The sequence below is a fragment of the Rhodococcus sp. P3_B8 genome (assembly GCF_056402775.1).
On sequence record NZ_JBFUGT010000013.1, the window covers coordinates 50,843 to 77,590 of the forward strand.

Genomic DNA, 26,748 nt, shown 5'->3' on the forward strand with positions numbered 1-26,748 from the left:
GACGGGGCGGAAGAAGAGGAAGACAATGGAGCGGTGACCACGAACGACAACTCGCTCGGCCAGATCCTGCGCACATGGCGAGACCGGCTTCAGCCCGCCGATGTGGGACTTCCTGACAGTCGACAACGCCGTTCGCATGGTTTACGGCGCGAGGATCTCGCTGCGTTAGCCGGCGTGTCCGTGGACTACGTGGTACGACTCGAACAAGGACGAGCACGTAACCCATCAATGCAGGTAGTTGCCGCGCTCGCCCGGAGCCTACAGCTCAACCGAACCGAGCACGATCACCTCTACCGGCTCGCGGGTCTTCTACCTCCAGCCAGCAGAACCATCTCCTCCCACGTGCCGCCCGGAGTGCAGAGACTCGTCGCACGGCTCGGGGAACTTCCTCTCGCGATCTATTCCGCCGACTGGACGCTCCTGTACTGGACTGCCCTCTGGGCGCTGCTCCTCGGAGACCCGCTCGACAGGCCGACAACCGAACGCAATCTCGTTCGAGCCACCTTCCTCGGCAACGACAAAGCCGAAACGCGGGCGACCCCATGGCCTGTCCACTCCGAGCGAGGATCGGAAGCAATGGAGGCGGCCCTTGTAGCAGACCTCCGTCTAGCATCGGCCAACTACAGTGACGACACACAACTGGCCTCCCTCAACGCAGAGTTGAGAAAGGCAAGTCCGCGCTTTGCCACGCTGTGGGCAGGGGGGACAGCGGCAGTGCACGCCACTGATCGCAAAACGATCCAGCATCCCTCAGTCGGCAACGTCACGGTCGATTGCGACGTACTCCTGGTGCCTGGGGAAGATCTGAAGATCGTCGCCTACAGCGCTGATGCGGGCAGCGTCGACGCTCAACGACTCGATTTGCTGCGAGTCGCCGGCACGTATGCCCTCACAGAACGCACTGGGTGAGCACGTCCCGGCCACCCGCACAAGATTTGTTCGGGTGGAGGGGGGTGGGCGCCACGGCCACAGAGCACGCGTCCACCCCTCCGGGTGCGGTCTGCGCGCTTTCAGATGCCGGTCCCCGGGGTGTCTGAAGATTGCCGAGTAGGTCGGTGGTGGCCTCAGCGGGGCAGGAACTCCTCGAGTTCGCCGACGACACCGTGCGCCTCCCGCGCCGCATGTGGTGATCGTGTTGACGGACGGGGACATGCCGTGGCTGGAATATTCGTCGCGAGCGCATCTGGTGTGCGGTGATCGGTGGAACCGCCCAGGTGGAGCGCACACTGTCGTGGCGTCGAGGGTGCAGATCCCGGTCGGTGCAGCGTGAGCGCGGCGCGTGGCGGCGATGTGATCAGAGACGCCCCACGCCGGGCAAGTTGCTACCGCACCAATGGCGTGGACAATTCCGAGTGGAGAACTCCGGCGACACGCTCAGTGCGATTTCTCGGACTGCGGACGACGTGAGACGGTGGGTCGCCCAGTTGACGTGATAGCCCATTTGATGTGCCGGCCGTGACGTCGTCCAGACAACGACGAGGTCACGGCAGGCATTCGGCACGGGTGACTATGCTGTTTCCACCGACACAATCAATTCGATTTCCACGCATGCGCCGTGAGGAAGTTGCGCGACACCGATGGCGCTGCGTGCGTGGGTTCCTCGATCGCCCAACTCGTTGATGAAGATTTCCGATGCGGCATCGAGAACCTTGCCTTGTTCGGTGAAGTCCGATGTGGACGAGACGTACCCTGTGATCTTCAGGAGGCGGGCGAGCTTGTGGGCAGGACCTAGTTCGCGTTGCAACGTGTCGAGGCTCAGCTGGGCGCACAGGCGCGCCGCGGCCTGAGCCGTTGGCAGATCGATGTCATCGCCTACCTTTCCACGGTGGACGAGTCGGCCGTCTTCCCTGGGAAGCTGACCGCTGAGGTAGGCCACGCCCCGATGGACCACCAGTGGGCGGATATTGCTACTGGGCTGCTCTGATTTGACTGTCGAGTCGACAGTGGAAGCGCTCATGATATTTATCGGTTCGGCTTTCTATTGCGGAAGGGTGTAGGCAAAGCTGGAGATTTCGCGCACGAGTGCCTCGGGTTCCTCTTCTGGGATGTAGTGGCCCGATCGCGGTATGAGCCCGCCTCGCACATCGGTGCCGAGTGGTTTCATACGTTCGAAGAGATCGGGTGCAGAGCCGACTTCGCCACCGAGCGCCAAGACGGGCACGGCAATCTTCGTCGTCATCAGCGATGAGTTCTGCTCGATGTCCTCGAGCACCGCGCGGTAGTACCCGAGCATCCCCCGGGTGCCGCCCGGCGCTTGGTAGACACGCTCGTATTCGTCGATGTCCTCCCGGCTGAACGTCGCCCTCCAGTTCGCTGTCTTGCGACTGAAGAACCATTCGATCAGGATTCGCTCGCGTCCGGCGAGCAACGCCTCGGGTAGGTCCGCGATCGGGTTGAACAGGAAGTGCCAGTTGCGCCAATTGTCCGGCCCGAGCGTTAGAGTCGGCTGCAGCGTAACTCCCGGAATGTTTCCATCGAGCAGGACGAGGCCACGCAGGTCGTCGGCGAACTGGTGGGCATAGGCGTAACCGACCCAGGATCCGATGTCGTGTCCGACGAATAGGTAGCGTTCCTGATTCATCGCGCTCATCAGGGCTCGCACCCGCGCGCTCGTCGTCTTGGTGTCGTATCCACCTAGCGGCTTGTCGGAGTCTCCCTGGCCTGGGAGATCGAGTGCGATGACGTGATAGTTCTGGGCGAGTAGGGGAATCACTCGCCTCCATGCGTACACACTCTGTGGGTACCCTGCGACCAGCACTATCGTTGGGCCCTCGCCGGCTTCGACGACGTGAAATCGGATGTCGTCTGCCCACACCATGTGGTGTTGCGGTTCTACGGGTTTCACTCTGGATTGCCTCCGGGATTCAAAAGGTTATTCTGCCTTGGTCGATCAGGCGGAGATCACGTCGTTGATGGCATCGATGATCGCGATGTGATCATCGAGCGGCAGGCGATCGATGGTCATCTGAAGTTGGCCGAGCCGATCGGTTCGGCTATCGTCGATTGCTTGGCCGATGTGCACTGCCTCGCTCAGGTATTTCTCCTCGTTCGCGGCGTTGAAATGCGCAAGCAGTTTGGCTGTAAGGTCCGTGCGTAGTACGGCAAGTGCCCCTAGCAGGCCGTATGCGCCCCAGTTCGCGACGCCGGAGACGATCAGATGATCGGCGCTGGTTTGTGCTGCTACGAGTGAGCCATTGGGGATGTCGTTTTCGACGATATCTTTTGGTAGAACACCCATTCCGATTTCGTTCCCACCGTCACCGATGCCGATGCTCACCCAGGGAGCGGTCCAACCGTCGTCTTCGAAGAGATAGTCGAGTGGGGCGGTGTCCTGCGAGATGTCCCAACCGTGCTCGCGGTGCGGTTTGCCATCGGACCCCAGTGAGCATCGCTCGATAGCGACGATGTGGGACAGCGGGTGTTCTGCCGATTCCAGGCGTGCCCGCAGGGCGCGGACGGCGGCGGGATCGACTGCCACGATCTCGAGGTCGACCTTGGCCGGCAAGGCCTCCACGACGGCCCACACCGCCTTGGCGCATGGGGCATCCGTGATCACGGTGACCGGGATTCCGGCTTCGATCAGTCCTGCTGCGAGCTGACCCATGCCATTGAGACCGTCCGTCTCCGGTGATGGCGGTTCGGCGTGACGGACGAAGAATCCGCACACGATTCCGACGTGCGGCGTGGGGGTGTTGGCCAATGATTCAGCCGCGCGTTGCAGGTTTCCTTCGGCGAACTTCACCAGGCGAGTGATGTCCCGGCGGACTGTACGACCGACGATGGTTTCGATGCGAGTGATCGAACTGTCCACGTCAACCTCCATCTGTATATGTAACGTATATTTACTGTAGCGATCGGTGTTCGTCGTTACAAGGGTTTACGCGATCAAGCGCTACGCTCCTTGTAACCAGGAAGTATGCAGAACGTATATTCGTGGGTTGACCCAGTAGCCCAGTATCTATCCTCGGACGGGGGAGCGAAATGACGAATCAACTGACGGATGGCGAGTCCTCGTCTGCGTCTCAGACCGACAGCGTTGTCGAGAGAATCCGATCACTCATCATCGACCTGGAACTTGCACCGGGGAGTCGAATCGACGAGAGATTGCTCCTGAGCAATTACGGCTTCGGCCGTACCCCCGCGCGCGAGGCGATCAATCGACTGGCCGCCGAGGGATTCGTCAAGATCGCTCCGAATCGAGGCGGCACCTTCGTTCGCAAACTCGACCTCGCAGAGATCCGCGAGATCGTCACCGCCCACCAGTTGGCGGAGACCGTCGTGGGAAACCTGTGCCGATTCGACGACGCGGCGCTGGTGCCCGATCTGACTGCCATTCAGGCCGAGTATCGCGAAAAGGTGAACCAGCGCCAGTACTTGGAGATCACCGAACAGAATCAGCGATTCCACCTGAGAATGCACCGCACCATCGACAACAGCTTCATCTACGACTTCGCGCATTCGACCCACCGACACGTCCGCCGTCTCAACGTGCTTCTCTACCAACTCGAAGCCGCAGACTCGGAACTGCACGAAGCACGATTCGACGAGAACCTCAGCGAACACGAGGCCATCATCGACGCGGTCCGCCGCGGCGATCGCGACGCGCTTCGCACGCTGTGCCCGGCTCACGCGACCAAGACACAGGACCGGTTGATTCAGATACTGAAGACCGGAACGGTCCAGCCTTTCGACATCGACATACGGACGGACGACCTTCTCGTTCCGAAGTCCTAAGGCCCACGCGCCTGCTGTCGATCACCGTCGTCATACTGTGAAGGCCTCACGCCACACCAGACCTTCGACGGTGTCGTGGCTGGGCGCGTATTCACATCCGATCCACCCTTGATACTGCAGCCGGCGTAGTTGCTCGAACACGCAGACCCATGGGATGGAGCCCGTTCCGGGTTCGGATCTCCCCGGGCTGTCGGCGATCTGCACATGCGCAACGAAGGGCATCATCCGCGCCAGGTCGTCGACGACGTCGCCGCCGTCTGTTCGACAGTGGTAGACGTCGAAGAGAACACCCACTCGGCGGTGTCCGACTGCGTTCACTACCGCCGCTGTCTCGTCGAGCGATTCGAGTACGAATCCCGGGGATTCTTGCTGAGAGATCAACTCGATGACGAGCGTGATGCCCGTCGACGCTGACCGCTCCACCGCCCAGGCGAGATTCTCGACATAGGTCGCTATCGCGGAATCTTTCGATACATCAGGCCTACGAACGCCGGCCCTGACATGGATGATGCCGGTGCCCAATTCGACCCCGTAGTCCAACGCCGTCGAAAAGTCTGTCCGGAACACTCGCCTAGCGTCAGGAGTGCATGCGGTGCCGTACCGCAGGTTCGAGTCCGGAGTATTGATCAGCACCTGCTCAAGGCCCGAGTCGGCCAAGTATTTCGTGAGTTCCTTCAGCGAGTACTCGTACGGAGATGCGTACTCGACTCCGGTGARCCCGGCGTCGGCGGCGGCAGTGAAGCGCTGCTCGAAGGGGAGTTCCGTGAACAGCCACTTGAGGTTCGCAGCGAACCGAAACGCCGGCGCGACAGAAGTCATTCGAATGCCTCGACTCGCCCAGTAAAGCCCTCAGGTTCTCTCTCCAGCGGAAGATAATGACTTTCCTCTTCGCGGTCGGGGTTTCTGCCGATGGCGAGACCGGTGATAGTGCATGCAGCGGCGATGCCGATGTAGACCGGGATCAAGTCCCAGCTGCCGGTTCGGGTGAACAGATACGTGAAGATGAGAGGCGCCAGCGCGCCGCCCACGATTCCGGACAAACTGAACACCAAGGAGGATCCGGTGGCGCGAAGTCGGACGCTGAACTGTTCTGAAATGAACGCAGCCTGCGGGCCGTACATGAGTGAATGGAAGGCCAAGCCGCCGACGACACCCACAATCATGAGGAGCAGTGAGCCGTCCTGCACGATCACGAAGAACGCGATCGACCACACGAACGCGCCGACGGTCGCGACTCCGAACATCAGTCTGCGGTTGACGCGGTCGGATAACGCGCCGGCAGCGGGTGTGAACACGATTTGCGCGGCGGAGCCCACCATCACGGCCACCAGCACCTCGCTGCGACTGAAGCCCAGCTTCTGAACTCCGTATGTGATCGAAAAGACCGAGAACAACGCGAACGTGATATCTGGGCAGATTCGCGTGAGTATTCCAGCCACCAGTGCACGTCGCTCCGTGCCGAAAACTTCCGCGACCGGCGCTTCCGGGCGCTCTCCGCTTTCGCTCAGCGCTTGGAACACCGGAGTGTCTTCCAGCTTCATGCGTATCCAGAGACCGAAGCCGACGAGGACGGCCGACAGCAGGAACGCAACTCGCCATCCCCACGACGTGAATTGTTCGTCGGTCAGGACAACCGCCAATAGAGCGAGCACACCGTTGGCCATGAGGTTGCCGATCGGAGTTCCGACCTGCGCGGCCGAGGCTAGAAGTCCACGACGTTTCGGGTTGCCGTATTCGCTGGACAGCAATACCGCTCCACCCCACTCACCACCCACTGCGACACCCTGGGCGAACCGCAACACGACGAGCGCGATTGGTGCCGCGATGCCGAGAGTCGCGTAACCGGGCAGCAATCCGATCAGGAAGGTAGTGGCACCGATGATGATCAATGTGACGACCAGCAAGTGCTTTCGCCCGATCACATCGCCGAGGCGCCCGAAGACGAAGCCTCCTACGGGCCTTGAGATGTAACCCACGGCGTAGGTCGAGAACGCGAGAAGGGTGCCCGCAGTGGGGTCACTGTTAGGGAAGAAAACTTCTGGAAAGACCAGAGCGGCAGCCACCGAGTAGATGGCGAAGTCGTACCACTCCAGCGCTGTACCGGTAGCACTTGCTGCGTACGCCCTGTACATAACTCTTCGTGCGTTGTTCGTCTTGGACACGGTCGATTGTCCGCCCATGACGTCTCCTCTCGTCGTGCACGTTCTGCGTGCAGGTTCAGCCCCTTGCCGATCCCATATACTTCTCGTATATTTCAGGTAAGCGCAAGGGGCAATCGAGAATTTTTCAAACGTAACGCGCTCGAAACTTTCACCCCCGAACAGGTTTCGACCCCATCTACTTCGATGCGAATGAACAGAGATGACTTCAATACACACTGATAGACCGCTGGTAGCTCTGATCAGCGCAACGCCCGCGGCCATAGCGCCCGCAGTAGTAGGTTTGACCGAAAATTTTCCCGAAGCAGTGGTGTGGAACATCCTCGACGACCGGTTGCTGACGGAAGCCGATGAACACGGCGGCGTTGTAGGTCCGCTGGCGCAGAGAATGCTCCGACTCATCGACCACGCCGTCACCGAAGGCGCCGACGCAGTCCTGCTCACGTGCTCCATGTACGGACCGATCGCGCGCACCTACCCTGCACTCGTGCCCGTTCTCGCGCCCGATGATGCCGCGTTCGCCGCCGCTGTGGAGGGCGGATTCGACCGCATTCTGGTTGTCGCGTCCTTCGAAGCCGCACTACTCGACACGGAGAAGCGATTCGCAGATTTCGTGGCCACGCAGTCGAGGACTATCAAGATCCTCGGCGCCTACGCCCCCGCGGCGCACGAGGCCACCCGGGACGGCGACCAACACTCGCTACTCACCGCGCTGACCGAGACCTGCGTGACATTCACCGATCGCATCGACGCGATACTGCTTGCTCAGTACTCCCTGGCACCCGTTGCGTCCGCACTCTCCGAACGGCTGGGCATACCGGTTGTATCCGGTCCGGGCGCCGCGGCAAAACTGCTCCGAACACGACTCGACTACACCAGCGAGACAGCATGATTGGCGCCATCGCAGACGACTTCACCGGGGGCACCGACGTCGCCGTGGCCTTCCGTCGCGAAGGACTGAGAACGCACATGTTCTTCGGTGTACCGCCCGACGACGTCGAGCGGTCGCCCAGCGATGCCGTCGTCATCGCACTCAAGAGCAGGATGACCCCCGCGCCGGAGGCCGTGCAGCAGTCACTGGATGCATTACGGTGGTTGCGCGAACACGGTGCCGACCAAATCTACTTCAAATACTGCTCCACATTCGATTCGACACCACGCGGCAACATCGGCCCGGTACTGGACGCTCTCACCGACGCCATCGGCGCGGCCACGGTGATAACGACACCTAGCTCTCCTGAACACCTGCGAACGCAGTACCAGGGATACCTTTTCGTCGACATGCTCCTGCTATCCGATTCACACATGCGTAACCACCCGGTCACGCCGATGACCGACTCGTACCTCCCTCGCTTGCTACGTACTCAGACGGACGCAACAGTCGGACTCATCCCCCATGCGACGGTCAAGGAGGGTACCGACTCCATTACGGCAGCCATCGCCGCAGCCGAAACACGCGCTGAAAAATACATTCTCGTCGATGCTGTCGACCAACAGGACCTTCAGGCGATTGGTCGTGCCATCCAAGGATCATCGCTGACAGCCGGCGCAGCAGGCCTGGCGGGAGGTCTAGCGGCGGCAGTCGCGGCCGCCAACTCGACGCTCGTCGGCAACACGACCCCTGCTCAGGCAGGTGCCGACCGCGAAGGCCGAGCAGCCGTCCTCGCCGGCAGCTGCTCGGCGCGAACACTCGAGCAGATCGCCGTCATGAAAGGACAGGGACGCCCTTCGTACCAGCTCGACGCGATGGTCGACGACAACCCAGAAACCCTGGCCGCCGACGCACTCGCCTGGTACGACGCTCTCACCACCACCGACGCTCCGTTGATCTACTCGTCACTCAATCCGGTCGAGCTCAAACGCGTCCAAGACGCTCTCGGGATCGCCGAATCGGCTGCCGTCCTCGAAAACACCACGGGCCGAATAGCCATCGGACTCGTCGAACGTGGCGTCACCCGAATCGTCGCCGCCGGCGGCGAGACCTCCGGAGCGATCGTGACCGCACTCGACGTCAGCGGAGGACTCATCGGATCCGAGGCCGCACCGGGCGTGCCATGGATTCTGACAACATCCGGACACCGAATCGCCCTGCTCCTCAAATCAGGGAACTTCGGAAGCCCCGAACTGCTCGCCGACGCGTCGGCCCATCGATCGGATCTCGCATGACACACTTCGACGACAAGCGCGCCCAGGTAATAGCCGCGGCCAGATCGATCTTCACACGATCACTGACTCACGGCAGCACCGGAAACATCTCGGTCCGCGCTGGCGAGAACATCCTCGTCACTCCCACCGGCAGTAGCCTCGGAACCGTCGAACCCGATGAGTTGTCCATCATCGACGCGGCAGGAAAACACCTCGGCGGCACACGGCCGTCGAAGGAAGCATTCCTGCACGCTGCGATCCTGCGCGCGCGTCCACAGGCAAACGCCGTCGTACACACCCACTCGACGTATGCGGGTGCAGTGTCGTGCCTGGTCGATATCGACCCCGCCGACGTGCTGCCGCCACTGACCGCATACTTCGCGATGCGCATTGGGAAACTTCCCCTGCTTCCCTACTACGCGCCAGGCGACGACGGACTCGAAGAAACGGCCGAACACGCGGCCATCACCCACCACGCATTGCTACTGAGCAATCACGGCCCGATCGTCGCGGGAGACACCGTCGGATCAGCACTCGACGCGATCGAGGAACTCGAAGAGACATCCAAGCTCTTCCTCCTGTTACGGGGAATGAACACACGCCCACTCACAACACAACAACGTGATGCACTCGCCTCCACCCGATAGGACAATCAGGCATGAGCACCCCCCACGACAACCGTGTCTCCCTCTTCAGCACTCTCGCAGTGAAGGGCGCACTCGACTTCACCATTCTCCCTCGTTACGAACGGGACTCGGGCGCGCGCGCCGAATCGACATTCGATCCCACGAACGTGCTGCTGGACAAGATCGAAAGCGGTGCTCGACCGGACGTGATGATCGGTGTGTCATCGTCGTTCGACAGACTCGTCACTGCCGGCATTATCGACGGGCCGAGTCGCAAATCCATCGCTCGAACCGGCGTCGGACTCGCAGTCTCCCCCGAAACACCAACACCCGACATCAGCAGCCCGGAAGCACTCGCCTCGACGCTCAAACAGGCACGCTCAGTTGCATACTCCCGTACCGGAGCAAGCGGCGTCTACTTCGCAGAACTCCTCCTCGCTCTCGGTATTTCCCACGAGGTCAACTCCCGCGCCACCATCGTCGAAAAGGGCTTCACCGCTCTTGCGGTGGTCGACGGACGCGCTGATCTGGCCATCCAGCAACTCAGCGAGCTCAGGTTCGTCCCCGAGGTCCAGATCGTCGGACCCCTCCCCGAATCGATTCAGCATTACACCGAATTCTCGGCAGCACTCGGCACCCACGCCGTCGGCGACCGCAATGCAACGGCCCTGATCACTGCATTGACAACAGACTACGCACGGACCGCATACGCGGATGCAGGCCTCGAAGTACCGTGACCACCGGCAAGAATGCTAAATAGATTATTGGAGAACATAATTCACCGATAGATCCCGGCTCCTTTGCAGATGGCGGTCGTCGTGACGGCGCTGAATCGAGGGGAGCCAATTACCCTCGACCGGTACTTGCTGACCTCGCTGCAGTGGAGCAGGGAGGGCTTCGGTCAATATCGGTGGCCGAACGGGGTGCGGGGCAAGCCCGAATCGGGTTCCGGAGTGGCTGGGGTGGATTCCCCGTCGGCAAAGCTGGGAGGCAACGCGGCGAGTTGGATCTCCGGAATGGAGTTTAAATTCCACGCCCAATTGGTAATTGGCGGCCCCGTCGTTGCCGGATGGACGACGGGGCCGCCCGCATCCCGGGCGGGAGCTAGCACGCTCGGGATACGCTCGCTGCCGTCGGGTGGCAGCGGGCACAGGGCACCGGTTGAGCTGGCGGCTCAGGCTCTACGCGCGCCGGGTGGAGGACAGGCGTGCCTCGACGATGCTGTCGGCTGCCTGCCCTGGGGTGATCGACTCGGATTTTGACCTGTCGAGGATGGCGATGACAGTGTCATAGATGCGTTCGACGCGATCGCGTATCCAGTCGGTAGTCGCGCCTTCTCGCTCGCCGGCTACCTGGATAAGGCCTCCGGCGTTGGCGACGTAGTCGGGGACCCACAGCACGTCCCGGTCATGAAGTTGCCGGCCTACCTCAGGGGTCCACAGTTGGTTGTTGGCCGCGCCGCAGACGATGGATGCGGTCAGCCGTGGCACGGTGTCCGTGGTGAGCGTGCCGCCCATGGCGCACGGCGCGTAGACGTCGATCCGCTCGCCGAGGATGTCCTGGGTAACGGAAATCTCGGGAAAACGTTCGGCGACGCGGGCGAGGGAGGCATCGTGCACATCGGCGGCGATGACGCGTGCTCCGTCTGCGAGAAGAAGTGAGATCAACTCGGAGCCGACCTTGCCCACGCCCTCGACGCCCACGGTCCGACCCGACAACACCGGTTTTCCCCAAACTGTGGCGGCAGCTGCGCGCAGGGCTTGGTAGACACCGAGGGCAGTCATGGGGCCGCTGTTGCCGGATCCGCCGACAGCGGTGGAGCGTCCGACGACGTGATCGGTTGCCTCACCGATCACATCGAGATCGTCGGTATTGGTGCCGACGTCGCCGGCGGAGATGTACCGCCCGCCGAGGGTGTCGATGAACCGGCCGTACGCGCGCAGCAGTTCGGGGGTTTTCGTCTGCTCCGGGTCGCCGATGATGACCGCCTTGCCGCCGCCGAGCGCGACTCCCGCGATCGCCGCCTTGTATGTCATCCCTCGCGACAGGCGCAGGACGTCGGTCAGCGCGCTGCTCTGGTCGGGATACGGGTAGAAGCGAGTGCCGCCGAGCGCGGGACCGAGGACTGTCGAATGTATGCCGATGATCGCCCGCAGTCCGGTGGCGGCGTCTTCGCAGAAGACGACTTGTTCGTGGGGAAGCCCGGGTATCGCGTCGGCGCGACCGAAGACGGTGTTGTCGTCGGTGGTCGCCACGTCGGGGGCGTCGGTGGTGAGTGTCATCTCGTGTTCCTTCTCGTGGTGACGGTGTGGGGCGTGGCGTGGTCAGCCATGCGCATGCAGGGGTTGTCCGGCGAGGGCCAGATGTGCTTCGCCGAGTGCCTCCGCCTGGGTGGGGTGGGCGTGCACGAGTTGGGCGACTTCCTGGGGATGGGCGCCCCAGGCGACGATCAGCTGGGCTTCGCTGATCAACTCGCTTACCCGCGCGCCGACCATGTGCACTCCGACGACCGGGCCGTCGGTGGACTCGGCGCCGGCGCGGATGACCTTGATGCCACCGGTGGTGCCGAGAATTTGGCTTTTTCCGTTTCCGGCGAGGTCGTAGACGATCGTGGAGACGTCTCCGTACTTCTCGCGTGCGCCGGCCTCGGTCAATCCGACCGACGCGATCTCCGGGTGGGTGTAGGTGACCCGCGGTATTGCCGTTTCTTCGATTCGGGTGGGATTGCGGCCGGCGATGTGTTCCGCGACGAACAGGCCTTGTTGGAAACCGCGGTGTGCGAGTTGCAGTCCGGCGACGATGTCGCCGACTGCGTAGACGCCGTCGTGGTTGGTTTGGAGGTGTTCGTCGACGACGACGAAGCCTCGGTCGAGTGCCACGCCGGCTTCGGCGAGACCGCTGTCGGCGGTTCGGGGGCCGCGTCCGACCGCCGCCATGAGCAGGTCGGTTTCGATCTTGTCGCCCGAGTCGAGTGTGATCGACACGGTCTCGCCGATCTCGGTGGCCTCGACGAACTTCGTCGAGGTCTGAGCGGTGATACCGCGTTTCCGGAACGCGCGGCTCAGCTGTTTCGAGGTCCACTCGTCTTCGGCGGCGACCAAACGGGGAAGTGCTTCGATGATCGTCACCTGCGACCCGAATGATGACCACACGCTGGCGAATTCGACGCCGATGACGCCRCCGCCGAGGATCGCCACGCGTTGCGGGATCTCCTTGTGTGTGAGGGCTTGGTCGCTGGTGACGATACGGCCACCGATTTCGAGGCGGGGAAGACTGCGTGCGTAGGATCCGGTCGCGAGGACCACCGATTTGCCGGTGATCTTCTCGCCGTCGACGTCGACGGTCCGGTTGCCCAGGTAGCGGCCGTGGCCGGTGACGACATCGATGCAGTGGTGTGTGACGAGTCCTTGCAGACCCTTGTACAGCTTGGCGACGACGCCGTCCTTGTAGTGGTGCACCTGGTCGGTATCGATGCCGTCGAAAGTGCCACGCACCCCGTACCGATTGCCGTCGCGCACGGTGTCGGCGACTTCGGCCGCGTGCACGAGCGCTTTGGTGGGTATGCACCCGCGGTGCAGGCAGGTTCCACCGACTTTGTCCTTCTCCACGAGGGTGACGGACAGGCCGAGTTGGGCGGCTCGGAACGCGCAGGCGTAACCACCCGACCCACCTCCGAGGACGACGAGGTCCGGTGTCCGAGTCATCGCTGATCTCCTCTCTGGCGACAGCGTTCGGGCAGCTGTCGCAAGTGCCTAGTGCAGGGTGTAGTGGTAACCGGGGTCCGCGACGGGTACGACATCGTGCGCTCCGTCGGGATACTCGACGAGCCAGCACGGTCGCCCCTGGGACGGGGCAACCATCATGACGCGTCCCGGTTGGCCGCAGCGCCATCCGTCTCGCCGCCGGTGAACGGTGATCGTGCGGCCGATCTGCCGCTTGGCGAACCCGAGCGCGCCGTCGTCGTGGGTGTACATGCGCATTCTCCGTGTCAGGGCCTCGTCGATCGTGCTCATCCGAGCGCGACGAACTCGAGCGGATCCGACAGGATGCGGCCGATGTCGGCGAGGAACTTCGACCCTTGCTCTCCGTCGACCAGTCGGTGGTCGAAGGACAGGCTCAACGTGGTCACCGAGCGCAGGGCGATGTCGCCTTCGAATTCCCAGGGTTGGTTGCGAATGGCTCCGAAGCACAGGATCGCGGCTTCGCCGGGGTTGAGAATCGGTGTGCCTGCGTCGACGCCGAACACCCCGACATTGGTGATTGTGATGGTGCCGCCGGCAAGATCGGTAGGTCCGGTCTTGCCTTCCTTGGCGGTGCGAGTGAGGTCGACCAACGCGTCGGCAAGCTCACGCAGACCCAGCCGGTGCGCGTGCTTGATGTTGGGAACCATGAGACCCCGGGGCGTGGCGGCCGCGATCCCCAGGTTGACATGGTGTTTGATCACGATCTCCTGGGCTTCGTCGTCCCAGTGCGAGTTCAGGCTCGGGTTCCGCCGAAGGGCGATGAGCAGCGCCTTGGCGATCAACGCCAGCGGTGTCAGCCGCACGTCTGTGAATTGGCGGTGCGCACGCAATCTGTCGAGGAGCTCGACCGTTGGGGTGACATCCACAGTGACGAACTCGGTGACGTGCGGCGCGGTGAACGCACTGGTGACCATCGCGGCTGCGGTGTGCTTGCGGACGCCCTTGATCGCGACTCGGGTCTCGTCGCCGGGCGTGCTCCCGGCAACGACTGGCGAGGGGAAGAACGACTCCGGGGAGTCTTCCGATACCTGTTGCGCCGCCAGGTAATTGGTGATGTCGTCACGGGTAACGTCACCGTGCGGGCCGGTGGCGGGGACCTCCGCGATGTCGACATCGCGCTGGTACGCGTAGAACCGCACCGGTGGCTTGGCGAGCGGACGTGCGTTAGCTGCCGGCCCACCGGCCGCATCGCGTCGGACCTTTGCGACGTCGGCAGCCGCGGGGCGCGAACTACGTCGGCTACCGCCGTCGCCGGCCACCCCGTAGCCGACCAGGACGGGGATGCGATCCGGCGTGCCCGTCTCCGCCTGCGCGGCAGCGGAGGTTTGCGGTGTGGCGGGGGTTGCCGGGGCGGCGGCGTCTTCGCCGGTGTCGATGTCGATGATCGCGGTGCCGACGTCGACGGTTGCTCCCGCCGCGGCGTGTAGGGCGGTCACCGTACCGGCGTACGGGGAGGGAAGCTCCACGGAGGCCTTGGCCGTTTCGACCTCGGCGATGATCTGATTGAGCTCGACGGTGTCCCCGACGGCCACGAACCAGGAGATCAGTTCCGCATCGGTCAGTCCCTCCCCGAGATCGGGCAGCAGGAAACTTCGTACTTCAGGCATGGTGTGTTCCGTTCTGGTGCGCTACGCGGCAATCGATCTGTCGACGGCGTCGAGGATCCGGTCCACATCGGGCAGGAAGAATTGCTCGAGTTTCGCGGGCGGATAGGGGAGGGTGAACCCGCCGACCCTCAGGACCGGGGACTCGAGGTGGTAGAAGCAGCGTTCGGTCACTCGCGCCGCGATCTCGGCTCCGATTCCGAGGAACACCGGGGCTTCGTGGGTGACGATCAGCCGTCCGGTCTTCCGTACCGAAGCCTCGATCGTGTCCATGTCGAGAGGCGAGAGCGAACGCAGGTCGATGACCTCCAGCGACGTTCCTTCCTCCGCCGCTACCGTCGCGGCCTGCACCGCTGTCGTTACCAGCGGGCCGTACGCCAGCAGCGTGGCATCGGTACCTTCCACCACAGTCCGAGCCTTGTGCAGCGGGAAGGCGTTCGTACTGGCGTCGAGGTCGACCGGGCCCTTTTCCCAGTACCGTCGCTTGGGTTCGAAGAACAGCACCGGATCATCCGAGGCGATCGCCTGTCGAATCATCAGATGCGCGTCGGCGGCGTTGCCGCAGGTGACCACGCGCAGACCGGCGGTCTGGGCGAAGTAGCCCTCCGGTGACTCAGAGTGATGCTCGATAGCTCCGATACCCCCGCCGTAGGGGACGCGGATGGTGATCGGGACCTTGACATTGCCGCCGGTCCGATAATGCAGCTTGGCGACCTGAGAGACGATCTGATCGAACGCCGGGTAGATGAAACCGTCGAACTGGATCTCACAGACGGGACGGAAGCCGCGCATCGCCAGACCGATTGCGGTGCCCAGGATTCCTGATTCAGCAAGCGGAGTGTCGAGGACCCGATGTGTGCCGAAGTCTTTCTCCAGACCCTCGGTGATCCGAAAGACGCCGCCGAGCTGTCCGATGTCCTCACCCATGAGCAGAACCTTCGGGTCGTCCTCCATGGCGCGCCGCAAACCGGCGTTGAGAGCCTTACCCAAGGGGAGTGTGGTGGTCATCGTGTTGGTCCTTCGAAGCTGGCGAGGTAGGTCTCGAACTGGCGGCGCTCGTCGTCGACGAGGGGATGAGGGTCGGCGTACACGTGGTCGAACAGGGACATGGCGGTGGGCTCGACGGTCTCGAGGCAACCACGGCGCAATTCGGCTGCGGTGGCGTCAGCTTGAGCCTGCACACGTGCGAGGTAGGTGTCATCGAGCACACCTTCTCGCTCGAGCAACTTCTTGATCCGATCCAGCGGATCTTTCAGTTTCCACTCCTCGTCGAGTGCCGAATTCCGGTAGCGGGTGGGGTCGTCGGAAGTGGTGTGCGGACCCATCCGGTAGGTAACCGCTTCGATCAACATTGGGCCGTTGCCCTCTCGCGCGCCCGCCAGGGCGGCCCGGGTAGCGGCCAGAACAGCGAGGACGTCGTTGCCGTCGACCCGGACGGACGGAATCCCGAAACCGCGACCCCGTTCGGCGATGGTCACCTTCGTCTGCAGCGACACCGGTTCGGAGATCGCCCACTGATTGTTCTGGCAGAAGAAGACGACCGCAGCCTGGAAGCTGGCCGCAAAACCGAATGCCTCGGAGATGTCGCCCTGGCTGGTAGCGCCGTCACCGAAGTACGTGATCGTCGCGGCCGCGGCACCCTCGAGCTGAGCGCCCATCGCGTACCCCGTGGCATGCAGGGCCTGGCACCCGACAATGATCGCCGGAGTGGTCATCCGGTACTGCAGCGGATCCCATCCCGAATGCGTTGACCCCCGCCAGAATCGCAGCATGTGCGTCGGATCCACCCCGCGGCAGTACGCGACCCCGTGTTCCCGATAGCTCGCGAAGACGAAGTCGTCCTCGGCCAGCGCCCGGGCCGACCCGACCTGCGCTGCTTCCTGGCCGAGAAGCGGTGCCCACAAGCCGAGTTCACCTTGGCGCTGCAGCGCCGTCGCCTCGGAATCGATGCGCCGCACCACCACGAGATCTTCGTACAGATCCAGCAGCCGCCGGGTGTCGATGTCTGCGACCAGCGGCGCGAGCTCCTGGTCGTCGACGCGTAGCCCGTCCTCGGTGACGAGTTGTACGGGTGCGATGGTGTGGTCGATCACGGGATACCTCCGACGCGCGGCGACTGCCGCATAGGCATGTTGTTGGGATAGCGAATCACTGGTTAGCAAGATGCACAAGGCGCAATCTTCATATTGAGCAATATGCCCAGACTGTATTGAAGGGGATGCGTCAAGATGCGCGCTATGCCATATTTCGACCACGCCGACATCCACCTTGCTCGGCGACCTGTGTGACAATCCGAGAGCTAGCGGCGTGGATCTTGCGCATCGAATGGAAGTGTCTCGAAATACTGTGCAGTCCCGAATAAACCCGTGGGGGCAGGCCCGACATGCTCCGAGGTTTCGATCAACGAATCCCGCCGCGGAGCCTTGGGTATCCGTTGCTGGTCTTCGTGGACCATCCGAGTAGGCCGACAGCAACTGAGTCGTCTATCCGAAATGCGTAGTGGCATAATGAAGGTAGTGGAGATGATAACTGTTTCAGGGGAAGTAGATCTGGTCGCCCGGGTGGCGGCGACCAGCCGACGATTTGTATCGAACCGTCGCGCTAATCCTGGAGATCGACGGGATGGAGCGCACGATCGCCGGCATCTCGATGCTCCAGTTGGTGCCGTACCGCGCCCGGCAACTGTTCACCGAAATGACAGGGCCTCAACGGTAGTGGCCCCGCCGATCAGGCTCGAGTGATTGATGGCGGGCCAATCGTGCATCCCCGTCGAGCAGACGTGGGGGAGACGCCCTCGGCCCCGGGCAGGGTCAGCGGCGGTCGGTGCGGACGTGTCCGATCACCGTGACCGCGACTGTGAGGGCAGCGGCGAGGGCCATTGCCACGCCGAGATGACTGTGCCGCAATATAATCGCACCGACTACCGCGCCAACCAGGATTGCGAAGATGGCACCGATCCGGCGATTCCACAGTGCCGACCCTCCACCCGACATCCAGGACTCGCTCGCGAGTGAGGTCAGTGTGGAAGTCACCACGACGGTCGTCATGTCTTTCACCCCCACCTTACGGGCGACTGCAGCCTGTGTCCCCATCGTGGCCGCGGTCGCGGCCGCGATGATCAGTTGCCCAGCGGTGTTGGCAGAAGTGTCGATCACGAAGATCGCAACCGTGCATCCCGTCAGCGCCGCAGACCCCACCGTCAGGCACATGCTCACCCGACTCGTCCAGCCGGAGGGCTGCGTGCGCAACACCAAGCCTGCGACGAATGCGGCCGCGGTGAAGGCGACGAGGGCGATCGCGGGGCCGAGCACCGGCAGTTCGTCGGCACCGGCCAAGCCCATCCCGAGGATGACGATGTTACCGGTCATGTTGCCGACGAAGACACGGTCCAGCCCGAGGTAGCCGACGGAGTCGACGACACCGGTGACGAACGTCAGGACGATCATGAGGGGCAGCGTCGTCGATTCCGGTGACGATCTCACGGGCGCAGTCGGTTTCGACGCGGATGTACTTACAGACATGGCGGACTTTCTGAAGGAAGAAGAGCTGGAGAGGGCGGCTGATCGAGACCTGGTCGGTCAGGACGCGGCGAGTTGTTTGAATGAGCTTGCGTGGAAGACGAGCGGATCTGTTATCGGGGCAAGAGCGAAATCGTGCACGGCGAACAAGGCGATGGCGTGGTCGCCGGCGTCGACCTCGGCGTGCAGTGAGCAGTCGAGAGTGGAGATTCCACCGGCGATGTGCAATGCCCCCTGCGTGGTGCGCGACCAGGGCACTTCCGCGAAGCGATCGCCCTCGCGCAGTGAGAGCTGTCGGCAAGTCGCGGCTTGGTGCCGAGCCAGGATGGTGATCCCGATTCGAGGCGCCGTGCGCAGGACCTGCCAGGTACGGGAGGTGTTCTGGACGGCAACAGAAACCAGCGGGGGATCGAACGACACGGAGGTGAATGAGCTCGCCGCCATGCCGATTGGTGTTCCTTGGACGTGAGCGCCGACCGCTGCGACACCGGTCGGAAAGGATCCATACAGCGCCCGCAGGCCCGCATGATCGAGTACGTGTTGGGTAGTCACTTGCATTCTCCTGATGGGGGAGCGCGGCGTGCGAGAGGTCAGCCGCAGCGCTCGATGAGATAAAGGCGCGCTACGCGCGCCAGTTCGGTGGCATAGGTGCCGGAATCGGGTCGACCGGCATAGGTGGGTTCGTCGGCCGCGACACTGCCGGCCGTTGTGACTCGCATCAGCAGGCTTTGCATGATGACCTCGTAGGCGATATCGACGGCCGCATCGAGGTCATCACCGGATACCTCGCCGCATCGTCGCACCGCTTCCAACAGCATCTGCTTCATCCGGGTGTGGAAGTCGAACCCACGCCGCCGCATGGCGCTGTCATCGGCGCTGTGGACGAAGATGAAGGCAAACAGCCGGCTGCGGGCGAAGTATTCGGTGGACAAGACCTCGGTGAAGGTGTCGAGAACCTTGGTGAGCTTGTTGGGTTCGGCAGCGAGACGCTCTTCGACCACGGCCTCCAAGTCGGTCATCACCTCTTCCTTGACCTGCCGGAGAAGTGCCTCGCGATTCGGAAAGCGCCGATAGACACCGCCAATCGACACCCCCGATTCGTCGGACACCGACGACATGGTGAATTCGGAGAATCCCTCACTGGTAAGCAGGGCAACCGCCGCCGCAAGGATTTGCTGTTCCGAGCGCACGCTGCGCTTCTGCTTAGGGGCGGTGCGTTCGGACGTAGGTATCGAGGTCATCCGTTCATTCTCCCGTCTCGGTGCCAGCCCACACTCGCTCGAGGAATCGAACGACATCCGAGACCAGCGGATCCTGTGCGAACACAGCGTCACCGTGGTCGGCCTCGGGCACCACCACCATCTCCGAATGTCCACCCGAGACGGCGACGGCCTCGTGGAGCCGCCGGCTCTGTCCGATCCCGACTCGCCGATCATCGTCACCGTGCATGATCAACAGCGGAGGAAGCCGCGCCCCTTGCCGGACGAGGCTCGGTACCGAGGATGCTGCGACATTGCATCGGTGGGCATCGCCGAGGAATCGGCGGATCACCTCGTCGAAATCGTCGATGCTGACGGCTGGGTCCATATGGGCATCGGCGCGCAGTTCAGCGAGGTCGGTGACTCCGTAGTGATCGACCACCGCCGAGAGTTGCGCCGACTCGTCGAGGTGCTCGCCGAGGGGGCGACCCCCCGGGCTCGGTCCGTCGAGCGCGGCCATCAACATCAGATAGGCACCTGCAGAACTACCCCATCCGGCGACTCTGCTGGCATCGAGGTTGAATCGGTCACCGTGCACGCGAACCCAGCGAATCGCGGCGCGGACATCTTCGATCGGCTCGGGAAACTGCACCTCCCCTGACAGCCGGTACTCGACGGACGCCACCGCGATGCCCTGCCCGGGAAGTGAGTGCCAGGGGCCCATTTCCTTGATACCGGCGAGGAAGCTGCCCGCATGCGCGTAGACCACGACGGGGGCCGCCTCGGTTCTCTTGGGCACGTGCAGGTCGAGGCGCAGCGGTCGCCAGCCGGCATCCGAGGCGAAGGGCAGGTCGAGGTAACTCACGGCCCCCGGCAGGACTTCACACGCGCGAGGTTCGACCAGCGCAGGCGGAGCGAACTGACGGTAATCCACATGGGTTACCAGATCCGTGATGTGCTGCGCAGTCGATGGTGCTGATTCTGCACTCATACTGTCCTCCTGTGTTGGTCCTCGTCGAGCAGGCTTCAGGCGATGCTCGAGCCGAGAGGGGTCCGGGCAGATCGGTTAGATGCGGATGTACTCGGGAATCGCCGGCAGTGCGCCGGCGAGATCGAACGCGCCGATGAATGCGTTCTTCGCATCGATCGAGTCATGACTGCCGAAGGTGCGTGCGTTGCGCCAGAATCGATCGAGGCGGTACGTGTTCGAAGTACTGCGTGCGCCGGTCAGGTCGTGAATGCGGGAGGAAACCTCGAGACCTGCCCGGGTGCTGGCGACCTTGGCGCGGAATCCGCGAATAGCCATCTCGGCGGGCTCGGCATCCCGGGCGGGGGACTCGAGCTGCTCGGCGACGGTGACCATCAGTGCACGCGAGGCAGCGAGCTCGCTCGACATCTCGCCGAGTTGCCGGTGCATCAGCGGATCATTGGTAGCCGTTCCGAACTTCGGCATGCTGGGGCGGTTGAGCTTCTGCAGGTAGGCGATCGCTGCGTCATATGCGCCCTCCCCGATGCCTTGCAGTAGTCCGGCGTGCAAAAGCATTGCAGCGCAGAAGAAGTAGGGATCGGCTGCGTGGGCCGGAAAGTGCCACCCATCGGGTACGAAGACCTCGCGGTAGTCAATGGTCTGACTGTACGTTCCGCGCTGGCCCATGTTGTCCCAGTCGTGGTGCAGTGTCAGTGCGGGATTGTCGAGCCGGATCAGCGCGTGGTGGCGGGTGCTCGATTCGAGCTGCTCGTCGTCGCCGAGGAGTGCGAAACTGACGCTGGTGATGTCCTGGCCGCCGCCGCCGCTGTTGGTGTTGAAGGTCTTCGTGCCGTCGACGACGATGCCGCCGGGAACCTTCCGCCCGACTACGCGTCCGTTTCCGCCCGTTTCCGCGTTCGAGGCCACGAATCGACGCCCGCGATGGAGTACCTCGTCGGCCAGCTGCTCGCGCGTCTCCGACGGCAACTCCGGTGCGTCGAAAATTTCGCGAGCGACCAACGCGCCGCTGAGCCAACACTGGCCCGTCGAGCCGTCGCCGGCAGAGATTTCCGCGAGGGTCTCGATGGTGTGTCGCCAGCCCCCGAATGACGGTCCGTCCCACAGTCCGCCGAGTGCGGCTGGGACGTTGAGGGCGTGCAGACCGGCCTCGCCGAGCAGGCGCATGTTGTCGGTGGGATCGGATCCTGCGGCGTCGATCGACGGTCCAGCCTCTGCGAGGATTGGACGCAATTCCTTCGCTCGCCGGACGACCTCGTCACGGCTGGTGGGCAGTGCACCGGCGACGGGGGGTGCGGTGGTGGGCATCGTGAACTCCTGTGGTTGGTGTCCTCTTCGTACGGTCGTTGCGGAAAACGCGGTGCCGTTTGGAGGTATGACAGCTACCATAGTGGAATGAGTATTCGCATTCCAGTGTTCTGGCTGAAAAATATGCTTCCAAGTCTTCGCTCGGGCGGGAACGGACCCGTTCCGACAGCGGTAACCCACCGCATCGAAGCCGCGGTGCGAGCGCTCGCCGCGGGCGCCCCAATCGTTCTCGTCTGCACCGACCGAGCCGACGCGGTGGAAGCCGAACTCGTGTGCAGTGCCGCGTTGGTGTCGACCACCACAATGGATTTTCTCGTCCGGCACTCCTCGGGATTCGTGACCATCGCTCTGCCGTCGGCCGCATGTGATCGCTTGGGTCTTCCCCCGATGCACTACGCCACCACCGGTGTCGACTACGCGGTATCTGTGGATGCCATCGACGGCGTCGGCACCGGCATCTCCGCCCACGACCGGGCCGTGACATCGCGGGCGCTCGCGGACCCGACCTCGCAGCGAGAGTGGTTCACCCGTCCGGGTCACACCGTGCCGATTCGCACCGCGACCGGTGGCCTACTGGAACGACCACACCGCGCCGAGGCGGCACTGGAACTCACCCGTGCAGCCGATCAGACGCCTGCCGCGGTCATGGCCACACTCGTCAGCACTGTCGACGACCGGCGCATGGCCGATCGCGCCGAGGCCGTCGACTTCGCCGATCACCACCACTTGGCCTGGCTGACCGTGTCCGAGGTGTACCAGTGGCGGACCACGATAGCGGGACGCACCGCCCCTACGGCTGCTGGATACCCGCGCATGGGAGAACGAACCCATGCCCTCGACTGTGCTCGTCGAACTCGACAAGATAGGGCAACGACGGCGGCCGGACCGTCGAGTGGGCGATGACGCCCTGGCGGCGCCAATGTTCCTTCCGGATAGCAATGCTGGTGCGCGCCTGAGTTTCGAAGTTGATCAAGCCCGCGGAACGCCCGATCACCTCCCTCGCGCCACCGACCTCGCCCGCAGCCAACAGGTCGACCGCGTCGACAAGGACTTCCGGCACCGTGATTCCTGCCGCGACGGTGTCGGCACCAGCCAGCACATCGTCGACCAGACCGAGGCCCCCGAAACCCGTCATCAGATGCGCCTCCGTGACCTCTCGCAACTGGCGGATCCGCCAGAAAGTTGGTGGGCACTCGCACTTGATTCCATACAGGAAATCCAGCCCGGTCACCGCCTCCTGCAGGTGATCGATCGCGATCGTGACCCCGGTGGCAGCGGGAAGATCCTGCAGCAGCACCGGCAGCTGTGTGATCGAATGCGTGGCGACCAGAGCGCGGCGCACCGCTACCGGGTCGGGCGACAGGACCGGAACCATCACCGCATGCAGGCGGCCACTGAATTGAGCGGCGAACACACCGAGCTCATTCGCGGCCTCGTCCGGGTTCCGATTCGTGGACGCAGCGACGACGGGTGCGGGCCCTGCGCTGTCCAGGATGACCGCCAATGCCCGTGACTTCTCCGCCAACGAGAGCGAGTCGGGTTCGGCGATGACCCCTAGCGCGATGAGGCCCGAGCAGCCTCGAGACAGCATCTCCCGGGTAAGCGCGCGCAGCGACGGCTCGCAGATCCGCTCTGCATTCGCACCGAATGGGGTGGCCACCATGGCCCACACAGGCATCCTCGACATGATTCGTAACCTTTCGTGACTCACTCAGGATGGACCGGGCATTCGGTCACCCGCGATCCCATTAGAGTGACAAGGGATCCAAAAACGGATTCAAGGGCGGAGGGATCAGGCATGGCAGAACCGGTCGTCGGCGTCCCCGACGAAGGCGCAGCGACTTCTCCTCTGGTTCAGCAGCTCGTCGAGACCATCCAGGACCGCATCAGTCGCGGCACCTACAGTTTCGGAACGTGGATCAGGCAGGAGCCACTCGCCCAGGAACTGGGGGTCAGCCGGATGCCCATCCGTGAGGCCCTTGCACAACTACAGGCACTCGGGGTGGTCGAGATCGTCCCGAACCGCGGTGCACGACCGAAGCTGCCGTCAATGCGTGAGCTCCTCGAAGTGTTCGAGGTGCGGGCGGTACTCGAGGGGCACGCCGCCCACGAGGCCGCCCGGCAGATCACCTACACGCAACTACGGGAGCTGTTCGATGCGGTCGAATCTTTCCGAGGGGTGGTGGAGCAGGCGCTGACGGGCGAAGCCGACCCGGAGGAACTGCGGGCCGGCTGGGTTCACGCCAACAATGCCTTCCACGACACCGTCCTCGCAGCCTCCGGTAACGATCAATTGCGCGCGACCGTCGATTCGCTCCATCACCGTATTCCCCGCAATCTGACGTGGACAGCACTGGACGCGGATCCACGGCTTCTGGAAGAGAACGCGGCCGCGCATGCGGCGATCGCTGATGCGATCGACCGACGCGACGGCAACCTCGCCCGGGACCTGATGATCGAGCACTCACGCCGGGCTCGGGAGCTGATCATCAAACGGTCGCATCAGTCGTTCGCGCCCTGACGTACGTTCCGCGCCGCCGTGTTAGCGACCCGCGGCATAACCCTGGGCACCCCGGGCGTTGGCTGCGGCCCCCAGCACACCCGTGGCAGGGTTCCTGGTGACCGTGCTGAGCCTGCCGAGGCTCCAACCTCCGGCTACGGTGATCCGGTGCCCGCGCTCTCGGAGCCCGGTGATGACGTCCACGCCGAGGCGGTCCTCGACGACCGCGCCACCGGGGGTCCATCGGCGTGGCCAGAACGAGCTCGGCATCGAGGTCGTGTGGAATGTGGGGGCGTCGATTGCCTGTTGCGGCGTGTACCCGCCGACCAGTGTGCGCAGCAAGTAGGACAGCTGCCACTGATCTTGCTGATCGCCGCCCGGGGTGCCGAGGGCGGCGACGACCTCCGTCCCACGGAGAAGCATCGTCGGGGTCAAGGTGGTCCGCGGCCGGTGACCCGGCCGCAGCGCGGACGGACTCGCTGGGTCGAGCCAGGTCATCTGGAGCCGGGTACCCAACGCAAATCCGAGTTCAGGGATCGTCGGTGAGGACTGGAGCCACCCACCGGAGGGTGTGGCGGACACCGCATTCCCCCAACGATCGATGATATCGAGGTGGCACGTGTCACCGCGGGTTTCACCGGTCACCGACACGGTGGGCTCCCCGGAGGACCCCCCGCGCGGAGCGTCGGTATCTTCGACGAGTGGCGGAAAGAACGGGTCGAGGCCGCACGCCCCGGGACGGAACTCCTGGGATGCTCTCTCGCCAATCTCCTTCCGGCGCACCGATGCGTACTCGGGAGAGAGTAGAAGTTCCAGCTGTTCGGACGACAGATTCTCCCCGTAGTACGCGTCACGGTCGGCCATCGCGAGTTTGAGCGACTCCAGTACGTGGTGTGCACCGACCGCGGTGGAAGGATCGATCTGCTCGTCGGGAAAGCCGTCGAGAATGGCGAGTGCCTGCAGCAGCACCGGACCCTGACCCCACGACGAGCCCTTCAGGACGGTGTGTCCTCGGAACTCGAAGGCGACCGGAGCTTCGTAGTGGGCACTGAACGACGCCATATCCCCAGCCGTAACGACCCCGGCATGATCCGATTCGGACGAATGCCGGTGCGGATGGCGGGCAAACGATTCGATTCCCTCGGCGACGAATCCGCTCTTCCAGATTGTGCGAGCAGCCTCGATACGCGTATCCCGAGTCGGTGCGTGCCGACTATCCGAAACGAGCCGGTCGAGTGTGTTCGCGAACGCCGGATTGCGGAACATCACGTCGGCGACCGGTGGCACGCCCTGGGGCATCCACAACGCCGCCGAGGTGGGCCAATACTCGGCGAACATCTCTGCCACCGTCCCGATCACAGCACCGACGCGCTCGGAAAGGGGATGTCCGTTGCCGGCATAGTCGATCGCATACGCGAGCACATCCGCGAGCTCCCACGTGCCGTAGTCGCGCAGGAGCAGCAGCCATGCGTCCACAGCGCCAGGTACCGCGGCAGCCAGCGCCCCTGCAGCCGGAACCATGTCCAGTCCCTCGGCGCGGAAATGGTCGATCGTGGCGCCGGCCGGCGCGGGGCCCTGCCCGACCAGAACGGATGGTTCCCCCGAGGCCGGGGCCACGATGGCCACCAGGTCTCCACCCGGCCCGTTCAGGTGCGGCTCGACGACGTATAGCACGAAGGCGGCCGCCGTCGAGGCATCGAAGGCGTTACCCCCACGTTCGAGGACCGACTGCGCGGTCTGGGTTGCCAGCCAGTGCGTGGAGGCACACATACCGAAGGTGCCCCGCAGATCGGGACGAGTGCGGAAGTCGGACGGAGATACGAAACTCATTGAGTCTCCCTCATAGGGTGCATGTTGGCCACGGCTGAGAACGAACACCACAAATAGGATCCAGTTCTAACAGTGTGGGATGCATCCTAAAGCTACAGGGAGCGCGTTGACCAAAGCAACGGGCACTTGCGGGGCAAATGTCGGTGCGCTCGGCTGGTCGGCCGCGCAAACGGCAGCGATACTTAGCCGAAACATTGATTTGACGTGCGTTTACCTGAGTAAACCCACCATTGACTAGTCGCGATGTCGGTGGCATGCTTTCGGCACACGAGATCCAAAAACGTCGTTTTGAATCCAATCGTCCGACTTCAGGCGATACTCGACCTGACTGTTGGCCCATGATCGTTGAGCGCCGCATCTACAGAGGGCATCGGCACAACACCAACAAGATTCACAG

26 protein-coding genes are annotated in these 26,748 nt (G+C 63.4%); 8 read left to right on the plus strand and 18 right to left on the minus strand.

Annotated elements, in window-relative coordinates; translation table 11 throughout:
- Positions 1–33 precede the first annotated feature (33 nt).
- Positions 34–909 carry a helix-turn-helix domain-containing protein gene (locus tag AC1D1G_RS08200; RefSeq protein ID WP_477951692.1) on the plus strand — a complete coding sequence of 292 codons (876 nt, stop codon included), beginning with the start codon at positions 34–36 and terminating at the stop codon, positions 907–909.
- 598 nt (positions 910–1,507) lie between these two features.
- On the opposite strand, the gene AC1D1G_RS08205 is transcribed toward AC1D1G_RS08200, so the two are convergent.
- The 3 genes from AC1D1G_RS08205 to AC1D1G_RS08215 all read right to left on the minus strand — a co-directional run bounded on the left by AC1D1G_RS08205 (position 1,508) and on the right by AC1D1G_RS08215 (position 3,811).
- Complete coding sequence (locus AC1D1G_RS08205; protein ID WP_167118196.1) at positions 1,508–1,957, minus strand: RidA family protein; 450 nt, start codon at positions 1,955–1,957, stop codon at positions 1,508–1,510.
- Positions 1,958–1,978: 21 nt separating this feature from the next.
- Positions 1,979–2,818 carry an alpha/beta fold hydrolase gene (locus tag AC1D1G_RS08210; RefSeq protein ID WP_206016924.1) on the minus strand — a complete coding sequence of 280 codons (840 nt, stop codon included), beginning with the start codon at positions 2,816–2,818 and terminating at the stop codon, positions 1,979–1,981.
- Positions 2,819–2,890: 72 nt separating this feature from the next.
- A complete protein-coding gene (locus AC1D1G_RS08215) occupies positions 2,891–3,811 on the minus strand; it encodes a glutamate cyclase domain-containing protein (protein ID WP_167118202.1) in 921 nt (306 codons plus the stop codon).
- A 170-nt stretch (positions 3,812–3,981) separates the two neighbouring features.
- On the opposite strand from AC1D1G_RS08215, the gene AC1D1G_RS08220 reads away from it, so the two are divergent.
- Entirely contained in the window at positions 3,982–4,734 is a 753-nt protein-coding gene (locus AC1D1G_RS08220; protein ID WP_167118205.1) for a GntR family transcriptional regulator, read from the plus strand.
- A 30-nt stretch (positions 4,735–4,764) separates the two neighbouring features.
- Here AC1D1G_RS08220 and AC1D1G_RS08225 read toward each other — a convergent pair whose 3' ends face one another.
- Complete coding sequence (locus AC1D1G_RS08225) at positions 4,765–5,553, minus strand: hydroxypyruvate isomerase family protein (protein ID WP_477951693.1); 789 nt, start codon at positions 5,551–5,553, stop codon at positions 4,765–4,767.
- Positions 5,550–6,914 carry an MFS transporter gene (locus tag AC1D1G_RS08230; protein ID WP_167118211.1) on the minus strand — a complete coding sequence of 455 codons (1,365 nt, stop codon included), beginning with the start codon at positions 6,912–6,914 and terminating at the stop codon, positions 5,550–5,552. The genes AC1D1G_RS08225 and AC1D1G_RS08230 overlap by 4 nt, the downstream gene beginning before the upstream one ends.
- Before the next feature lie 262 nt (positions 6,915–7,176).
- Between AC1D1G_RS08230 and AC1D1G_RS08235 the strand changes: the two genes are divergently transcribed.
- From AC1D1G_RS08235 to AC1D1G_RS08250, 4 genes are read left to right on the plus strand one after another with little or no spacing between them, the layout of a single operon-like run.
- Positions 7,177–7,785 (plus strand): hypothetical protein, encoded by a 609-nt coding sequence (locus AC1D1G_RS08235; RefSeq protein WP_206032758.1) that lies wholly within the window; start codon positions 7,177–7,179, stop codon positions 7,783–7,785.
- The gene (gene otnK, locus AC1D1G_RS08240; protein ID WP_167118217.1) at positions 7,782–9,059 is read left to right on the plus strand and encodes a 3-oxo-tetronate kinase; all 1,278 of its coding nucleotides are present in this window, start codon (positions 7,782–7,784) and stop codon (positions 9,057–9,059) included. The genes AC1D1G_RS08235 and otnK overlap by 4 nt, the downstream gene beginning before the upstream one ends.
- Complete coding sequence (gene otnC / locus AC1D1G_RS08245; RefSeq protein WP_167118220.1) at positions 9,056–9,685, plus strand: 3-oxo-tetronate 4-phosphate decarboxylase; 630 nt, start codon at positions 9,056–9,058, stop codon at positions 9,683–9,685. The genes otnK and otnC overlap by 4 nt, the downstream gene beginning before the upstream one ends.
- Before the next feature lie 11 nt (positions 9,686–9,696).
- Positions 9,697–10,401: a molybdate ABC transporter substrate-binding protein gene (locus AC1D1G_RS08250; protein ID WP_206016405.1), complete on the plus strand. Its 705-nt coding sequence runs from the start codon at positions 9,697–9,699 to the stop codon at positions 10,399–10,401.
- A 444-nt stretch (positions 10,402–10,845) separates the two neighbouring features.
- Here the strand turns inward: AC1D1G_RS08250 and AC1D1G_RS08255 are convergent, their stop codons facing one another.
- The 11 genes from AC1D1G_RS08255 to AC1D1G_RS08305 form a co-directional block, all read right to left on the minus strand.
- Complete coding sequence (locus tag AC1D1G_RS08255; protein ID WP_167118226.1) at positions 10,846–11,946, minus strand: Glu/Leu/Phe/Val dehydrogenase; 1,101 nt, start codon at positions 11,944–11,946, stop codon at positions 10,846–10,848.
- Positions 11,947–11,988: 42 nt separating this feature from the next.
- A complete protein-coding gene (lpdA, locus tag AC1D1G_RS08260) occupies positions 11,989–13,368 on the minus strand; it encodes a dihydrolipoyl dehydrogenase (protein ID WP_167118229.1) in 1,380 nt (459 codons plus the stop codon).
- Between the two features lie 48 nt (positions 13,369–13,416).
- Positions 13,417–13,638 (minus strand): hypothetical protein, encoded by a 222-nt coding sequence (locus AC1D1G_RS08265; protein WP_477951694.1) that lies wholly within the window; start codon positions 13,636–13,638, stop codon positions 13,417–13,419.
- A 35-nt stretch (positions 13,639–13,673) separates the two neighbouring features.
- A complete protein-coding gene (locus AC1D1G_RS08270; protein WP_167118232.1) occupies positions 13,674–15,014 on the minus strand; it encodes a 2-oxo acid dehydrogenase subunit E2 in 1,341 nt (446 codons plus the stop codon).
- Between the two features lie 21 nt (positions 15,015–15,035).
- Positions 15,036–16,019 carry a transketolase C-terminal domain-containing protein gene (locus AC1D1G_RS08275; protein WP_167118235.1) on the minus strand — a complete coding sequence of 328 codons (984 nt, stop codon included), beginning with the start codon at positions 16,017–16,019 and terminating at the stop codon, positions 15,036–15,038.
- Positions 16,016–17,089 (minus strand): pyruvate dehydrogenase (acetyl-transferring) E1 component subunit alpha, encoded by a 1,074-nt coding sequence (gene pdhA, locus AC1D1G_RS08280; protein ID WP_167118271.1) that lies wholly within the window; start codon positions 17,087–17,089, stop codon positions 16,016–16,018. Before pdhA ends, AC1D1G_RS08275 begins: the two co-directional genes overlap by 4 nt.
- Positions 17,090–17,821: 732 nt before the next feature.
- Entirely contained in the window at positions 17,822–18,493 is a 672-nt protein-coding gene (locus tag AC1D1G_RS08285; RefSeq protein ID WP_346842864.1) for a YoaK family protein, read from the minus strand.
- Positions 18,494–18,589: 96 nt separating this feature from the next.
- Positions 18,590–19,081: a flavin reductase family protein gene (locus AC1D1G_RS08290; RefSeq protein ID WP_346842865.1), complete on the minus strand. Its 492-nt coding sequence runs from the start codon at positions 19,079–19,081 to the stop codon at positions 18,590–18,592.
- A gap of 38 nt (positions 19,082–19,119) precedes the next feature.
- Positions 19,120–19,770, minus strand: a complete 651-nt coding sequence (locus tag AC1D1G_RS08295; protein WP_167118247.1) for a TetR family transcriptional regulator — start codon at positions 19,768–19,770, stop codon at positions 19,120–19,122.
- A gap of 4 nt (positions 19,771–19,774) precedes the next feature.
- The gene (locus AC1D1G_RS08300; protein ID WP_167118250.1) at positions 19,775–20,719 is read right to left on the minus strand and encodes an alpha/beta hydrolase fold domain-containing protein; all 945 of its coding nucleotides are present in this window, start codon (positions 20,717–20,719) and stop codon (positions 19,775–19,777) included.
- A gap of 75 nt (positions 20,720–20,794) precedes the next feature.
- Positions 20,795–22,021: an acyl-CoA dehydrogenase family protein gene (locus AC1D1G_RS08305; protein WP_167118252.1), complete on the minus strand. Its 1,227-nt coding sequence runs from the start codon at positions 22,019–22,021 to the stop codon at positions 20,795–20,797.
- A gap of 195 nt (positions 22,022–22,216) precedes the next feature.
- On the opposite strand from AC1D1G_RS08305, the gene AC1D1G_RS08310 reads away from it, so the two are divergent.
- On the plus strand, positions 22,217–22,924 hold the full coding sequence (locus AC1D1G_RS08310) for a 3,4-dihydroxy-2-butanone-4-phosphate synthase (protein ID WP_477951695.1): 708 nt from the start codon (positions 22,217–22,219) through the stop codon (positions 22,922–22,924).
- On the opposite strand, the gene AC1D1G_RS08315 is transcribed toward AC1D1G_RS08310, so the two are convergent.
- A complete protein-coding gene (locus AC1D1G_RS08315; protein WP_477951696.1) occupies positions 22,812–23,708 on the minus strand; it encodes a dihydrodipicolinate synthase family protein in 897 nt (298 codons plus the stop codon). The two genes, AC1D1G_RS08310 and AC1D1G_RS08315, sit on opposite strands and share 113 nt — an antisense overlap.
- 111 nt (positions 23,709–23,819) lie before the next feature.
- Between AC1D1G_RS08315 and AC1D1G_RS08320 the strand changes: the two genes are divergently transcribed.
- Entirely contained in the window at positions 23,820–24,542 is a 723-nt protein-coding gene (locus AC1D1G_RS08320) for a GntR family transcriptional regulator (RefSeq protein WP_095869964.1), read from the plus strand.
- 21 nt (positions 24,543–24,563) lie between these two features.
- On the opposite strand, the gene AC1D1G_RS08325 is transcribed toward AC1D1G_RS08320, so the two are convergent.
- A complete protein-coding gene (locus tag AC1D1G_RS08325) occupies positions 24,564–26,351 on the minus strand; it encodes a gamma-glutamyltransferase family protein (protein ID WP_095869965.1) in 1,788 nt (595 codons plus the stop codon).
- Positions 26,352–26,748: the final 397 nt, after the last annotated feature.